Origin of the sequence: Azotobacter salinestris, assembly GCF_009363155.1 — a bacterium.
GTDB lineage: Bacteria > Pseudomonadota > Gammaproteobacteria > Pseudomonadales > Pseudomonadaceae > Azotobacter > Azotobacter salinestris.
Map to the genome: position 1 here is coordinate 185,590 of NZ_CP045302.1, position 15,036 is coordinate 200,625.

Annotated in this window: 9 protein-coding genes and 2 pseudogenes; 6 read left to right on the forward strand and 5 right to left on the reverse strand. The window is 61.6% G+C overall.

What is annotated here, in order from left to right:
- Positions 1-45 precede the first annotated feature (45 nt).
- A pseudogene (locus GCU53_RS01050) lies at positions 46-1,027 on the forward strand (IS5 family transposase).
- Between the two features lie 91 nt (positions 1,028-1,118).
- Here GCU53_RS01050 and GCU53_RS01055 read toward each other — a convergent pair.
- Positions 1,119-1,400, reverse strand: coding sequence for a hypothetical protein (locus tag GCU53_RS01055; RefSeq protein WP_152385977.1), 282 nt, complete (start codon positions 1,398-1,400; stop codon positions 1,119-1,121).
- Between the two features lie 385 nt (positions 1,401-1,785).
- Here GCU53_RS01055 and GCU53_RS01060 point away from each other — a divergent pair, with 385 nt between their 5' ends.
- The gene (locus GCU53_RS01060; protein WP_152385914.1) at positions 1,786-2,826 is read left to right on the forward strand and encodes an IS630 family transposase; all 1,041 of its coding nucleotides are present in this window, start codon (positions 1,786-1,788) and stop codon (positions 2,824-2,826) included.
- A 14-nt stretch (positions 2,827-2,840) separates the two neighbouring features.
- Here the strand turns inward: GCU53_RS01060 and GCU53_RS01065 are convergent, their stop codons facing one another.
- The 4 genes from GCU53_RS01065 to GCU53_RS01085 all read right to left on the reverse strand — a co-directional run bounded on the left by GCU53_RS01065 (position 2,841) and on the right by GCU53_RS01085 (position 7,503).
- Positions 2,841-3,185 (reverse strand): ubiquitin-activating E1 family protein, encoded by a 345-nt coding sequence (locus GCU53_RS01065; protein ID WP_152385978.1) that lies wholly within the window; start codon positions 3,183-3,185, stop codon positions 2,841-2,843.
- A 124-nt stretch (positions 3,186-3,309) separates the two neighbouring features.
- Entirely contained in the window at positions 3,310-4,674 is a 1,365-nt protein-coding gene (locus GCU53_RS01070; protein ID WP_152385979.1) for an OprD family porin, read from the reverse strand.
- A gap of 257 nt (positions 4,675-4,931) precedes the next feature.
- The gene (locus GCU53_RS01075; protein ID WP_244306977.1) at positions 4,932-6,380 is read right to left on the reverse strand and encodes a CobW family GTP-binding protein; all 1,449 of its coding nucleotides are present in this window, start codon (positions 6,378-6,380) and stop codon (positions 4,932-4,934) included.
- Between the two features lie 373 nt (positions 6,381-6,753).
- The gene (locus GCU53_RS01085; RefSeq protein ID WP_152385980.1) at positions 6,754-7,503 is read right to left on the reverse strand and encodes an IS5 family transposase; all 750 of its coding nucleotides are present in this window, start codon (positions 7,501-7,503) and stop codon (positions 6,754-6,756) included.
- 622 nt (positions 7,504-8,125) lie between these two features.
- Between GCU53_RS01085 and GCU53_RS01090 the strand changes: the two genes are divergently transcribed.
- The 4 genes and pseudogenes from GCU53_RS01090 (at position 8,126) to GCU53_RS01105 (ending at position 15,036) form a co-directional block, all read left to right on the forward strand.
- Positions 8,126-10,153 carry a sigma-54-dependent Fis family transcriptional regulator gene (locus GCU53_RS01090; protein ID WP_244306979.1) on the forward strand — a complete coding sequence of 676 codons (2,028 nt, stop codon included), beginning with the start codon at positions 8,126-8,128 and terminating at the stop codon, positions 10,151-10,153.
- Between the two features lie 151 nt (positions 10,154-10,304).
- Positions 10,305-11,286 (forward strand): annotated as a pseudogene (locus tag GCU53_RS01095) (IS5 family transposase).
- A gap of 217 nt (positions 11,287-11,503) precedes the next feature.
- Positions 11,504-12,484, forward strand: a complete 981-nt coding sequence (locus GCU53_RS01100; RefSeq protein WP_152385958.1) for an IS5 family transposase — start codon at positions 11,504-11,506, stop codon at positions 12,482-12,484.
- Positions 12,485-13,098: 614 nt separating this feature from the next.
- Complete coding sequence (locus tag GCU53_RS01105) at positions 13,099-15,036, forward strand: hydantoinase/oxoprolinase family protein (RefSeq protein WP_152385981.1); 1,938 nt, start codon at positions 13,099-13,101, stop codon at positions 15,034-15,036.

Genomic DNA, 15,036 nt, shown 5'->3' on the forward strand with positions numbered 1-15,036 from the left:
CCCGATTCTGGTGAAATACACCCGCTCCCTTGTCCGAGTTTCCCGATGAAGCAACTGTCCTTCGCCGATGCCGAGTATGCCGGCAAGCGCAAGCAGACCCGCCGCGAGCGCTTCCTGCTCGAGATGGACCAGGTGGTGCCGTGGCAGGGGCTGATCGCCCTGATCGAGCCCTACTATCCCAAGGGCGAAGGCGGTCGGCCCGCCTACCCGCTGGCAGCCATGCTGCGCGTGCACCTGATGCAGAACTGGTTCGGCTACAGCGATCCGGCGATGGAGGAAGCGCTGTACGAAACCACTCTCCTGCGCCAGTTCGCCGGCCTGAGCCTGGAGCGCATCCCGGACGAAACGACCCCTCCTCAACTTCCGTCGCCTGCTGGAGAAGCACGAACTGGCCGGGGGAATACTGGAGGTGATCAACGGCTATCTGGGCGAGCGCGGACTGTCGCTGCGCCAGGGCACCATTGTCGACGCCACCCTGATCCATGCGCCGAGCTCGACGAAGAACAAGGACGGCAAGCGCGACCCGGAAATGCACTCGACGAAGAAGGGCAACCAGTACTACTTCGGCGCAAAAGCTCACATTGGTGCCGACGCTGAGTCGGGTCTGGTGCACAGCGTGGTGGTCACGGCAGCCAACGTGGCAGATGTCACCCAAGTCGACCAACTGCTGCATGGCGAGGAAAACGTAGTGAGTGCCGATGCGGGCTATACCGGCGTAGAGAAGCGCCCCGAGCATGAAGGTCGGCAGGTCATCTGGCAGGTCGCGGCCCGGCGCAGTACCTACAAGAAGCATGGCAAGCGTAGCGCCTTATACAAAGCGATCCGCAAGATCGAGAAGGCCAAGGCCCAGGTACGAGCCAAGGTCGAACATCCGTTCCGCGTGATCAAGCGCCAGTTTGGCTACACCAAGGTGCGCTTCCGGGGATTGGCCAAAAACACGTCACAGTTGGTGACGCTGTTCGCCTTGTCGAATCTGTGGATGGCGCGCCGATATTTACTGGCGAATGCAGGAGAGGTGCGCCTGTAATGCGGGAAACGGTTGCTGCGACGTGCTCGCGGCAGCTAAAAAACGCAGAAACGAGCGGGTGATCTGATCGTTTTTGATCGATTCTCCGCTTTCAAAGTCGGCGGGGGGCTGAAGTCAGCCAGAAATACATGACTACTTCAGACCATCCTTGGCACTGGCGCGTCGAGAAGTCGTGCGCCATCAATGCGGAGATTATTTTCTCTCGCTCGCCGGGCGGCAGCATGCTCTGCTGATCCCTACGCAAAGGGCACTCGACGCAGGGCACCTTCAGGCGAAAATGAGCGGCCAGCAGATTATCCCCGGCGTCTTCGTCCTCCACCTCCGACAACTCAAGCAGCAACTGCCCATCCTGGCTGTTTTTCTCGTCCGTCACTTGAACCTCCTGTTTCTGCAGCGAAGTATCTCATCTCGATGCTGCCCCCCTTTCGGACAATCCCAAGTCCCAGGTTTCTTCTGAATGCTGGGTGTCCGGCCCAGCGGCTTTCCCAGCCAGAGGCGGTGTGTTTTGCTGGGAATTGGCGCGGCGGCGAAACCGAGTCCGTGCCCTCTGGTTGGGAAGGGAGCTTTCCCGCCACCTAGACGGCTGGGAAGCTCGCCGCCATCTGCTCGCCGGTTTCGAGATTGATAGAGAGGCAGTGTTTCGCCGTGCGCCCATAGCGCAACAACTCCCACACGATGCCCATGCCGCGCCGTGATGACGGCGCGGTTGATAAGATATTAAGGTGGCCCTTAAATAGACGTCTAGTTAGACTTCAGGCATGGAAAAGATCGACGCCCGCAAACTGACCGCAGAGAGTCGCAAGCTGCTTCGCCAGATAGTGATTCGCCTGCGCCAGCAGTCCAACATGAAAGTCGAGGAGTTGGCCTCGGTCACCGGTGTGCATCCGACCACCATCAAGACTTGGCTGACCCGTGCCAACCGCGAGGGCGCGCAAGCCCTGGAGGAAAAGCGTCGGGGGCGCCCGGCGGGCGCCTGCCGCAAGCTGACGCCGGCCGACGAGCAGTGGCTGCGCGAGCAAATCGTCGAGCAACCCCCGCAGCAGCTGCAGTTGCCGTTTGCCCTGTGGACGCGCCCGGCCATCAAGGCGCTGGCCAGGGAACGCCTCGGGATCGAGCTGCAGGACCGGTTGATCGGCAAGTATCTCAAGCGCTGGGGGTTTACGCCTCAGCGTCCCGTGAAGCGGGCGCAGGAGCAGCGGCCGGAGGACATCGAGCGCTGGCTGAAGCAGACCTACCCCCAGGTCAAGGCGCGCGCCGCTGCCGAAGGAGCGGTGATTCACTGGGGGGACGAAACCGCAGTCAAGGAGGATGCGAACTGGATACGCGGCTACGCCCCCAGGGGCCAGACGCCAGTGCTGGCGACGCCCACTCGCTGGCACAAGCTGTCGATGATCTCCGCAATTTCGCCCCGTGGCGAGGTGGCCTTCCAGATCGTCGAAGGCAGTATCAACGCGCTGCGTTTCATCGACTTCCTGAGCCGCCTCGTTGAAGGGACACCGCAGAAGATCTTCCTGGTGGTCGATAACCTGCGCGTCCACCATGCCAAGGTGGTCAGCGAGTGGCTCAGTGACAAGCAGGACAGGATCGAACTGGTGTTCCTACCACCCTATGCGCCCGAGTCCAATCCCGACGAGTACCTGAATCGGGATTTCAAGACGGCGCTGCGCAGCGGCCCGGTCAGCCATGACAAGGCCAGCCTGCTGGACAAGGCGATGGCTTTCATGAACACACTCGGCAGCTTGCCCGACAAGGTCATGGCCTATTTCCAGCATCCTGCAGCACGCTATGCCATGGCGTGAATTTAAGGGCCTGATTAATAATTCTGGGTGCCCAGCGACTCGGCGGCTGAGCAGGACTTGCGCGGATCGTCCTGCAGGATGGCCAGCTCCGGGTAGACCTCGATGACCGAGGGATAGTGCTCCCGGTGGCGGAGGCTGAGGGTGCCGAACACCGCTTGGCCATGCCGGTGCCCGTTGCCCAGGTCGAGCCACATGCAGGACGGCTTGAAATAGCCGCCGTAGTGGGCGAGTGCCCGTCTGGCCGAGGGCATGTCCACCGCCGTGATGACCAGATCGGCACGGGCGATGGCCTTTTCAGTTTCCGGGCCGGGAAAGCGATAGGGCAGGCCGGTCCAGTCCAGCCCGAGCATCAAGCGCATGACCTATGGCTTCAGGGACATGGACTACTTCTTCCTGAAGATCAAGGCCGCCTTCCCTGGGAAAAGACGATGAACCTTTTAAAAGGCGCCTGCGGGGAGGCCCCGGTAGGCGCCAGGGTTCCGTTCAGAACAGGAGTAAGTCAAGGGGGTGTTCGAGGATCAGGCGCAGCTCGTCGAGGTTGGCCTCGGCGGTGTGGTCGCCGCTGACGCGGTGGGTGGCGTGCCAGATGCGGAAGCTCAGGTCCTTGGCCGGACCGCTCTGCACCACGTAGCCGAGCCAGATGTCGTTCTCCCAGTGGCGGCCGTCGCGGGTGTTCTGGTAGGCGGAGTAGTGCGGCCCGGCCTTGGTGCCGTCGATGTCGGTGCCGCGCATGTAACGGGTGGTGAAGCTCAGGCCGGGGATGCCGAGGCCGGCGAAGTCGTAGTCGTAGCGCGCCATCCACACCCGCTCGTTTGGGCTGTTGAAATCGGAGGACTGGGAAGCGGTGTCCAAGTAGAAGTCCCAAGTATTCCACAAGTAGTCGAACGGTGTGTCGCCGTCGATGTGGGTACGCGCCACGGTGAAGCTGTGGGCGCCGACGTCGAGGCCGACATGGGCGCTCCAGGAGTCGTTGTTGATGTCGCCCATCAGCGACTTGCCGGTGTCGCGGGTGCGGTAGTACTTGGCGCCGGCCCGCAGTTTCAGCCCCTCGCGCAGCGGCTGGTTCCAATCGACGCCGAGGAAGGCCTGGTTCCACACGTCGTCGAGCCGGCCATGGTGCAGGCGCAGGCGCAGCCGGTCGTTGACCTGATAGTCGGCGCCGAAGTAGACGAAGTCGTCGGCCTCCTTGAAGCGCCCGCCGTAGGCGGTGCCCAGGTCGCCCCGGTGGGCGGTGGCGGTACGGTCGGCGTTGGACTCCAGCTTGCCGGCCTGCAGGGTCAGGCCCTTGATCGAGGTGTTCATGACGGTGCCGCCGCGAAAGCTCTGCGGCAGCAGGCGGATGTCGCTGGTGTTGACCACCGGGGTGAGCGGGCGGACGTCGCCGTAGCGCAGCTCGGTATCCTCGAACAGGCGCATCTTCAGCGCCACGTCGACCCGGCCGAATTCGTCCTTGGGCTCGCCGTCGAAATTGTAGCCGCGCCGCGGGACGATACCGTTGCCCGCCATGCCGTTGCCGACCAGGCCGTCGCCGCCGTCCAGCTTGATCCCGAACTGGCCGCGCACGTCCAGGCCGAAACCCACCACGCCGGGGGTGAAGCCGGACTCGAAGGTGGCGATCACGCCGTGCGCCCACTCGCTGCGGCGGGTCTTCTTCTCGCCGGTCTGTGGGTTGAGGGCGCTGTCGCCGTTGCGGAAATCCTGGCTGAAGTAGATGTTGCGGTTGAGCACCTTGACGGTCGAGCCCTCGAGGAAGCCCTCTCCATCGGCGGCGATTGCCGGGACCGCCAGGGCGATTATCAAGGGCAGGGGCGTGGCCCAGACTGGATTCTTCTTATTGTGGAAACGCATGGATTCATTCCTGTTGCTGGATGCGCAGCGGCGTGCCGTGACCGTTTCTTAGCGTGGTACTGACGGTGCGAGTTCAGCGTCTGGTGCCGCTCTTGTGGACGAGGCGGTACTCAACATCGTCGGGGCGGTATCGCTGACATCGCCGAGATGGGGGTGATGGCGGCTAGCACGCACTTGCTGTCGTCGGCGTGAATCCGAGCTGGCTGGGTTAGTGGTGTCTAGAAAGCACGATCAGTCGCCACCGTGAATGTGACGTATCAGCGATGGCGGTCTGACTCCGCTGCCCAGGAGTGTGCGCCGACGGCCTGGTGCTTCGCGAAGCGCTTCGGCTGGACGAACCAAGCGTCGAGCTCCAGGCCCTTGCGGGGCGTGAGTGGCATTTGCTGGGTGAGCCAGCAGCGTGTAGGAAGCAGAGGATGGGCGGCGCTGATGCGTGTGGCTGCGACCACTCCGGGAAGGTCGGCCAATGCTCCGCGGATGGCGTCGACTGCCGCTGGGGCGAGATCTTGCACGATAAACACCAGTCGTCCACAGTGATCGGCGAAAGCTCCGTCGTTGGGCCAGGCTTGGAGTCGCACCGGCGGGTAGGCTACGTCCTGCACGCACTGAATAACGTGCGGCTGCGGATTGCCTGCTACTGCCATTAGCCCCTTCACCCGTAGTAGCTGTTGTCCATACGACCCAAGGATTCGCCCGATCGATACCGCGAAGCCATGCCATGGGACTGGCGCTTCGAAGCGGACGATGAAGGACGAGATGGCATTGCCGTGGTGCTCGACATGCTTGCGATGGCGTGCGGCAGACTTAAGCGTCAAGAGTGGCGCCGCTGTTGTTTCCGCCGGTTGGTAATGCTCGTGCTCGCGTTCATCCATCAGCCAGCGGGCGACGTCGGGCAGTTTCCCTGCGACAGCATAGATGCCGCTGCCGAAGAGCTGATCCGGCGATATCTTGCCGTGGCGCACCTCCAGGCGGAGCGCACTGGGGTTGAGAGCGGCAAGTTTCTCCTCCAGCCGCGCCCGGGTTGTGGCGGCGCTTAGGTCCCCTTTGCTGATCAGCAGGCGGTCGGCCATGGCAACCTGACGTATGGCCTCGCGGTGTCGAGTCAGCTGATCAAGACCATGTTCAGCGTCGACGACTGTCAGCACGCTGTCGCAGATGTAGCGCGCCGCGACGAAGCGCTCCTCCATCAGCGTATAGACGATGGGAACCGGGTCGGCGAGTCCGGTTGTCTCAATGATCACCCGAGAAAGGTTCGGGATTTCCCGCCGGGAAAGCCGCTGGTGGAGCTCCCGCAGGGCTCTGAGCAGATCGCCCTGCACGCTGCAGCAAATGCAGCCAGAGTCGAGCAGCAGCGTGTGCTCGTCGAGCTTGTCGACCAAGTGGTGGTCGATACCGACCTCGCCAAACTCATTGATCAGCAGCGCGGTGCCCGCCATCGAGGGATCCTTCATCAACTGATTCAACAGGGTTGTCTTGCCCGCGCCGAGGAAACCGGTGAGTAGGCTGACTGGGATGCGACCGATGGGGTGCTGGGCGGGCCACGATGTAGAGGGGCTTGGCATGGTTGTCTCCGGTATTGTTGTTGTTGATTTCCGTGCTGGAAGCAAGCTGAAGAAAGGCAAAAGCAATGCCAAGGCGTGACGATAGGCTGCAACCCGTTGTGGGCGGCGGTATTGCGTCGAAAGTGTGGGCGCGCGCTTGAGCACGGAGCGTTCTGGGATCGAACGGAAAAGACTCGGCGGTCGTCCAGGAAGCAGACGGTGATGGAGCGAATGTACTCGGCCGGATTAGCTTAACGACGGAAAATCAGTGTGTTGCAAGGCGCCGTGCGCTGCGCCCGCTTTGGCATGGCAGATGCCTTTAATAAGATTCTTCGCGGAATCCTGGGGAAGCGAGGATTGACAGGCAGGGAAGCAGGTAAATTGGCAGTCGCCAAACACACCAAGCCCTACCCCCTGCTGTCGCCATACATCCTATTGATCTTGCCGCCTTCTGGCCAAGCTACGACCTCATAGCCTGCAGCCACTCCGCCGAAAACACCCTCACGTTCAGCCTCGAGCCCTAGGGCCTGTTGACGATTCACATGGGGAGCCATAGAAACCCACAGGCCATGGCTACCATGCTCTCGTAATTTCGCTTCAGCTTGTCGTAGCGGAACGCTACGGCTCGGTGATGTTTAAGCCGTGCAAAGGCGTTCTCGACCAGATGCCGGTAGCGATACAGCCCCCGGTCCAGATCGCCATTGCCCTTGAGCGAGTTGCGCTTTCGGGGAATGACCGCCCGTGCCCCCTGCGCCTCGATCTGTTCGCGAATGCGCTCGCTTTCATGGCCCTTGTCGGCCACGATCGCCTCGGCAGACGGCAACTGCGCAATCAACTCGGGGGCCGAAGTGCAGTCGTTGACGTTGCCCCCGGTGATCTCGAAAGCCACCGGCAAGCCATGCGCATCGACGGCCAGGTGGATCTTGCTCGTGTGTCCCGCGCGGCTTTTGCCGATGGCCTCGGGCTGATCGCTGGCAGCACCGCTACTGTGCTGATGGGCCTTCATGTAGGTGCCATCGATGAAGGCCCACTCGAGATCGGGCTCCTCGATCAACGCCTGGAAAACCTTGAGCCACTTGCCGGCCGCCGACCACGCATTGAAGCGCTTGTAGACCGAGCTCCAACGCCCGAAGGCGCTGGGCAGGTCTCTCCAGGGGCCGCCGGCGCGCATCCGGTAGAGCATCCCCTCGACCGTCATGCGCAGATTCGGCTTGTGATAAATGGCTTGCTGAAGCAGCACGTTTTCCAGCTTCGACCAGAGTTCGTCACTGAGCATCAATCGGGGCATTGCAAACTCGCGGGATTATCGGGCTGGGAGCCTGAATTCTGCGGGTTTGCTCTTCTTCATCAACGCCTCTGGCTCGAAACGTCAACAGCCCCTAGGCTTCCCATCTGCCACGCTGTGGCTGCTGCCAACAGCCAAGCCCGCGGACGTATCGGTGGGCGTTTGATTTTCGGTCGCCTTCACGTCCTATAATCAGACGTTCGTACCGAATTTAGTCGGCGAGCAGCACCGCTCTGGCCGATGCGGCGGTCACTGCTTCCGATAAGAGTCATATGGCTCATATATTGCATCTTATAATGCCAGCCGGCGGACAATATCTTGTGTTGGCAGTAGCTAATCTTAGCTAACGGATGACAAGCTTAAGTTCCGGTCAGGCACCACTGACGGTGAGGCCCGGCATAGATTTGTCGGGGCGGCTGCCATGGTTGATGCAGTTCGCGTGCATGAGACACATGCGGTTGCCAGATGCCGCATAGCGACGACGGCCATAACAATGGAAACCCGACATTGGCGCGGGCACGGTCAGAGGGTCGGTTCCGAAGCTGGTCAAAAGATAACAATAGAAAACAATAGAGAGCTGCGCGTTGCGTTCGCAAATGCGACGACGTAGCCAAGGAGGGTGGATATGCCTGCCACTGTTTCAGGCCAGATGTTTTCCGTACCGGAAAATGATGGCCGCGTTATGGCTTCATGGGAGCGATTTCTCAATGGCTGCGAACCCGGTTCGGATGCGCTGCGCCGCCTGATCGACGATTCTTGGCGACGTTGCTTCGGAGCCAGCGTCGACCCTAGCCGCTTCCAGGCACCGCCGCCGGTTGGCGAGAATTCCCTACATTCCTTGCGCGACGAATGCGCCGATCTGCTGACTGCCAGCGCGCCCATCATGGCCTCGGCACGGGATTTTCTTTCTGAAACTGGAACGGTGATGGTGCTCACCAGCCAGACCGGCATCATCCTTAACCTCGAAGGGGATGTGTCCACGCGCGGCGCGGCGGAAAACGTGCATCTGCTGCCGGGTGCGAGCTGGAGCGAACTCGCTTGCGGCACCAACGCGATCGGTACCGCCCTGGAAATCGGTCAGCCGGTGCAGATTCACTCGGCGGAGCATTACTGCGCCGGCATCAAGCGCTGGTCCTGTTCGGCGACAGTGATCCGCGACCCCTACGACGGTTCCATCCTCGGCGTGGTCGACGTATCTGGGCTCAACGACTCCTACAGCCGACACAGCCTTGCCTTGGTTGTGGCGACGGCCGGTCGCATCGAGAACCGCTTGGCAAGAATGGAAATGGATGTCCGCTATCGCCTGCTGGAGAGCTGTGTCGACCGCCTTTCGCCGAGCACGACTGATGGCGTCATCGTGTTCGACCGTCGTGGTCGTGCCATTAAGGCGAATGCGCGCGCCTCGGCGGTGGTGGCCGATCTGGCTGGTCGCGAGCTGTTTGGCTCGGCGGACGCCCTCGGCACCTTGTCGCTGGACTGGAAGAAGGATGGCGAGGCCGCCGAGGCCCTGCCCGAGTGGATAGACCAGAACTGGCTGCAACCGGTGCTCGTCGGCGGCGAGCATCTCGGTACGGTACTGACGCTGCCAAGCCGGCGCGCGCCTGTCGGCGGCGGTGCCCGTGCGGCGAGCCCGCTCGTCCTCGGTGAGACGGCCGACAAGGGTAGCTTCGACAAGTTGGTGGGAGAGTCGGCGGCACTGCTGCAGACGGTCGGTCGCGCCCGGCAGCTTGCGAAGTCCCGTGTCCCGGTCCTGCTGCTGGGCGAGACTGGGGTGGGTAAGGACGTGTTTGCGCGCTGCATACACGAATCCGGCGCGACCAAGGACGGCCCCTTCGTTGCCCTGAATTGCGGCGGCTTCTCGCGCGAGCTGTTGACCAGCGAGCTGTTCGGCTACACCGAGGGCTCGTTCACTGGGGCGCGGCGCGGCGGCATGATGGGCAAGATCGAGGCGGCCGACGGTGGCACCCTATTCCTCGACGAGATCGGCGAGATGCCCATCGACCTCCAGCCCCATTTCCTGAGAGTGCTGGAGGAGGGCGAGGTTTATCGCATCGGCGAGAACAAGCCGCGCAAGGTCAATTTCCGCCTCGTGGCCGCGACCAATCGCGACCTGCGCAAGGAAATCCAGGCCGGCACCTTCCGCATGGATCTCTTCTACCGGGTTGCGGTGACCAGCATCAACATCCCGTCCCTGCGCGAGCGGGCCGGGGACATTCCCCTGCTCGGCGAGCACTATCTCAAGACCCTGGCGCCGCAGCACGGGCTCGGGCCGCGGATGCTGTCGGCCGGCGCGGTGGCGCTGCTGCAGCAGTACGCCTGGCCGGGCAACATCCGCGAATTCCGTAATGTCATCGAAAGCATGCTGCTCACCTCGCAAGCGAGCGTGCTGACCGAGGCCGACGTGCCGATCGACGTGCGCGCCGCTTCGCGCGCAGCGGCGCACTCGGAACTTGATGCGCCCGACAACCCGCGCGATCTGAACGGCCTGGAGAGTGCCGAGCGCGAGGCCATCCTGCGGGCAATCAAGGGCAGTCGCGGTAACATGACCGCGGTGGCACGCGAACTGGGTATTGCCAAGAGTACTGTCTACGCAAAGCTCAAGCGCTTCGACCTCGAGGCCTATGTAGACGATTTACGCAACTATCGCATCTGACGTCGATTTCTCTTTTCCTGACCAATTTGCCTCCGCCCCTTGATCTAGGGGTGGAGGCTTTGTCTTTTGCAGTACGCTTCAATTAGGGAAATCCTGAAAAAGACTTCCCGATTCTGGTGAAATACACCCGCTCCCTTGTCCGAGTTTCCCGATGAAGCAACTGTCCTTCGCCGATGCCGAGTATGCCGGCAAGCGCAAGCAGACCCGCCGCGAGCGCTTCCTGCTCGAGATGGACCAGGTGGTGCCGTGGCAGGGGCTGATCGCCCTGATCGAGCCCTACTATCCCAAGGGCGAAGGCGGTCGGCCCGCCTACCCGCTGGCAGCCATGCTGCGCGTGCACCTGATGCAGAACTGGTTCGGCTACAGCGATCCGGCGATGGAGGAAGCGCTGTACGAAACCACTCTCCTGCGCCAGTTCGCCGGCCTGAGCCTGGAGCGCATCCCGGACGAAACGACCCCTCCTCAACTTCCGTCGCCTGCTGGAGAAGCACGAACTGGCCGGGGGAATACTGGAGGTGATCAACGGCTATCTGGGCGAGCGCGGACTGTCGCTGCGCCAGGGCACCATTGTCGACGCCACCCTGATCCATGCGCCGAGCTCGACGAAGAACAAGGACGGCAAGCGCGACCCGGAAATGCACTCGACGAAGAAGGGCAACCAGTACTACTTCGGCGCAAAAGCTCACATTGGTGCCGACGCTGAGTCGGGTCTGGTGCACAGCGTGGTGGTCACGGCAGCCAACGTGGCAGATGTCACCCAAGTCGACCAACTGCTGCATGGCGAGGAAAACGTAGTGAGTGCCGATGCGGGCTATACCGGCGTAGAGAAGCGCCCCGAGCATGAAGGTCGGCAGGTCATCTGGCAGGTCGCGGCCCGGCGCAGTACCTACAAGAAGCATGGCAAGCGTAGCGCCTTATACAAAGCGATCCGCAAGATCGAGAAGGCCAAGGCCCAGGTACGAGCCAAGGTCGAACATCCGTTCCGCGTGATCAAGCGCCAGTTTGGCTACACCAAGGTGCGCTTCCGGGGATTGGCCAAAAACACGTCACAGTTGGTGACGCTGTTCGCCTTGTCGAATCTGTGGATGGCGCGCCGATATTTACTGGCGAATGCAGGAGAGGTGCGCCTGTAATGCGGGAAACGGTTGCTGCGACGTGCTCGCGGCAGCTAAAAAACGCAGAAACGAGCGGGTGATCTGATCGTTTTTGATCGATTCTCCGCTTTCAAAGTCGGCGGGGGGCTGAAGTCAGCCAGAAATACATGACTACTTCAGACCATCCTTAGGGAAATCCTGAAAAAGACTTCCCGATTCTGGTGAAATACACCCGCTCCCTTGTCCGAGTTTCCCGATGAAGCAACTGTCCTTCGCCGATGCCGAGTATGCCGGCAAGCGCAAGCAGACCCGCCGCGAGCGCTTCCTGCTCGAGATGGACCAGGTGGTGCCGTGGCAGGGGCTGATCGCCCTGATCGAGCCCTACTATCCCAAGGGCGAAGGCGGTCGGCCCGCCTACCCGCTGGCAGCCATGCTGCGCGTGCACCTGATGCAGAACTGGTTCGGCTACAGCGATCCGGCGATGGAGGAAGCGCTGTACGAAACCACTCTCCTGCGCCAGTTCGCCGGCCTGAGCCTGGAGCGCATCCCGGACGAAACGACCCTCCTCAACTTCCGTCGCCTGCTGGAGAAGCACGAACTGGCCGGGGGAATACTGGAGGTGATCAACGGCTATCTGGGCGAGCGCGGACTGTCGCTGCGCCAGGGCACCATTGTCGACGCCACCCTGATCCATGCGCCGAGCTCGACGAAGAACAAGGACGGCAAGCGCGACCCGGAAATGCACTCGACGAAGAAGGGCAACCAGTACTACTTCGGCGCAAAAGCTCACATTGGTGCCGACGCTGAGTCGGGTCTGGTGCACAGCGTGGTGGTCACGGCAGCCAACGTGGCAGATGTCACCCAAGTCGACCAACTGCTGCATGGCGAGGAAAACGTAGTGAGTGCCGATGCGGGCTATACCGGCGTAGAGAAGCGCCCCGAGCATGAAGGTCGGCAGGTCATCTGGCAGGTCGCGGCCCGGCGCAGTACCTACAAGAAGCATGGCAAGCGTAGCGCCTTATACAAAGCGATCCGCAAGATCGAGAAGGCCAAGGCCCAGGTACGAGCCAAGGTCGAACATCCGTTCCGCGTGATCAAGCGCCAGTTTGGCTACACCAAGGTGCGCTTCCGGGGATTGGCCAAAAACACGTCACAGTTGGTGACGCTGTTCGCCTTGTCGAATCTGTGGATGGCGCGCCGATATTTACTGGCGAATGCAGGAGAGGTGCGCCTGTAATGCGGGAAACGGTTGCTGCGACGTGCTCGCGGCAGCTAAAAAACGCAGAAACGAGCGGGTGATCTGATCGTTTTTGATCGATTCTCCGCTTTCAAAGTCGGCGGGGGGCTGAAGTCAGCCAGAAATACATGACTACTTCAGACCATCCTTAGCGAAGTGCTTATTCGCAATTGCCTGTGCCTATCTTCGCGGTCTTCTCATCCCCACGCTCGTTGACTCTGATCGGCCGACTCCGGTGCTGCCGGTCGGGCATGCCTCATCGCGCCTAGAATTCGGAAAGCTCCCAATTTTTACGTTCTGACACTCGCTTTGTTGCGTTGCATCAATTCAACCGAAATTCGAACGGGTATTCGCGAATCTAGACGCACTCGATTTAACGAAAATTCTGCATTTTTTATTTTTCGTTAAAAAACAATGAGTTGCTGAAAGTAATTAGTCGCTCGTGAGTTGGCATACCGCTTGCGATAAGTATCAGTGGAAAGTCCGATTTCACCGTGTTGAATGACTTTAGTAATCAGCGACGGTGAAACGACTTGAGGGTCCGGAAAACACCAGTCCTGGACTGACGTTAGAAAAGTCTCAATCCACGAACGAGATGACGGGAGAAATGCGGCATGACATTGCAAATAAACATCGATAACGGTGGCACGCTCACCGATATCTGCATCATGACCGATGATGGAGTCAGAAAGACGAAGGTACTGACTACACCTTACGATCTGAGCAAGTGTTTCTTCGAAGGCTTGCAGAAGGCGTCTGGCGTTCTCTACGACACGCCGGACGTGGCGCGGCTGCTCGAGGAGGTCGACCTTATCCGCTATTCGACGACGCAGGGTACTAATGCCATCTGCGAGCGCAAGGGGCCGCGGCTCGGCCTCATCATCGATGCCGGTGCCCGCGACCTGCCGGTGCGCCTGGCGGAACACGATCCAGAGGTGTACGAGGCGCTGGTCGGCGACCGCGTGGTTTTTCTCGATGCCGCCACTGTGCTTGGTGACGATGCGGACGTCGAGGTGGTAAGGGCGATCAACCAGCTTACCGCGGCCGGTGCCAACCGCCTGGTGGTGAGCTTCGGCGGCGCGGCCTTCCTCGAGGTCGAGGAGCGCTTCCGCAAGGTCGTGCTGCGCAAGTATCCGCGGCATCTGCTGGGCGCGGTGCCGGTGCTCTATGGCAGCGACCTGACGACGGATCGCGACGTGATTCGCCGCACCTGGACGGCGCTGATCAATTCCTTCCTGCATCCGGCGACGGAGGCATTCCTGTTCAATGCCGAGAACCGCCTGCGCGCCTATCGCACCAAGAACCCGCTGCTGATCTTCCGCAACGACGGCGATGCTTCGCGCGTCGCCAAGACGGTGGCGATCAAGACCTACAGCTCCGGTCCGCGCGGTGGCATGGAGGGCATGAAGTCCTTTGCCAAGCTCTATGGCCTGTCCGACGTGGTTGCTATCGACGTCGGCGGCACCACCACCGACATCGGCCAGTGCCTCAATGGTACGGTCGCGGAGGTGCAGCGCGGTCACGTCGAAGGTATCAGCGTGTCCTTCCCGCTGTGCGAGATCATGAGCGCCGGCGCAGGCGGCAGTTCCATCTTCAAGGTGGTCAACAACCGCATTGTGATTGGGCCGGAAAGCGTTGGTGCGGTCCCGGGGCCGGCGGCTTTCGGTCGTGGCGGCAAGGAGGCCACGATCACCGATGCCAGCCTGCTAAGCGGTATTTTCGACCCCAAGTCCTATTTCGGCGGCGGTATGGCGCTGGATCTGGACCGGGCTGCCAGCGCAGTCACTTTCAACATCGCCAAGCCGCTGGGCATCGGCCTCGATGAGGCGCTACTGCAGATGGCGCACGCCTACGAGGAGAAGATTGCTGTCGAACTGCACCGCTTCACCAAGGTATCAAAGGACACAGTAATGCTCGCGTTCGGTGGCGCCGGGCCGCTCAATGCCTGTGGCGTGGCAGAGAAGGCCGGCATCGACCGGGTTGCGGTGCCCAAGCTGGCGGCGGTGTTCAGTGCCTTCGGTATCGGCTCGTGCGACATCTCCCAGCGTTACGCGATCGCACTCGACGACCGCAGCACCAAAGGCGTGGGCGAGGCCCTGGCCGGCCTCAAGCTCAAGGCTGCGCGCGACATGTTCGCCGAGGGCTTCGCTGAAGGTCAGTACGACATAGAAGCTTGGCTGGCGGGCGAACTGGGTGACGGCAGCGAGTTGCGCTACCCGATTGCCGACGGAGTCGGCTACCCGGCCGAACTGGCGCACGCACGGACGGTGGAGTTGGGCCTGCGTGCCGTCAAGCCGCTGCGCGCCGAAGTCAGCAAGACCGCGCGCTTCGCCGAGAGCCAGGCCGCCAGCGCCATCGACACGCGCAAAGTGCTGACCCGCGGCAAGGGGCGCATCGACATCCCGGTCTACCGCCTGGCCGAACTGGCTCCGGGCGACCACGCAACCGGGCCCGCGATTCTCGAAGAAGACTTCTTTACGTGCCACGTGCTCGATGGCTGGAGTTTCGTCATCAGCGATGCGGGCGACATCATGCTGAACAGGAAGGCCTGA

Coding starts and splice junctions, on each gene's coding strand:
- GCU53_RS01060 (WP_152385914.1), top strand. CDS start 1,786: ATGGAAAAGATCGACGCCCGCAAACTGACCGCAGAGAGTCGCAAGCTG.
- GCU53_RS01065 (WP_152385978.1), bottom strand. CDS start 3,185: ATGCGCTTGATGCTCGGGCTGGACTGGACCGGCCTGCCCTATCGCTTT.
- GCU53_RS01070 (WP_152385979.1), bottom strand. CDS start 4,674: ATGCGTTTCCACAATAAGAAGAATCCAGTCTGGGCCACGCCCCTGCCC.
- GCU53_RS01085 (WP_152385980.1), bottom strand. CDS start 7,503: ATGCCCCGATTGATGCTCAGTGACGAACTCTGGTCGAAGCTGGAAAAC.
- GCU53_RS01090 (WP_244306979.1), top strand. CDS start 8,126: ATGCCTGCCACTGTTTCAGGCCAGATGTTTTCCGTACCGGAAAATGAT.
- GCU53_RS01100 (WP_152385958.1), top strand. CDS start 11,504: ATGAAGCAACTGTCCTTCGCCGATGCCGAGTATGCCGGCAAGCGCAAG.
- GCU53_RS01105 (WP_152385981.1), top strand. CDS start 13,099: ATGACATTGCAAATAAACATCGATAACGGTGGCACGCTCACCGATATC.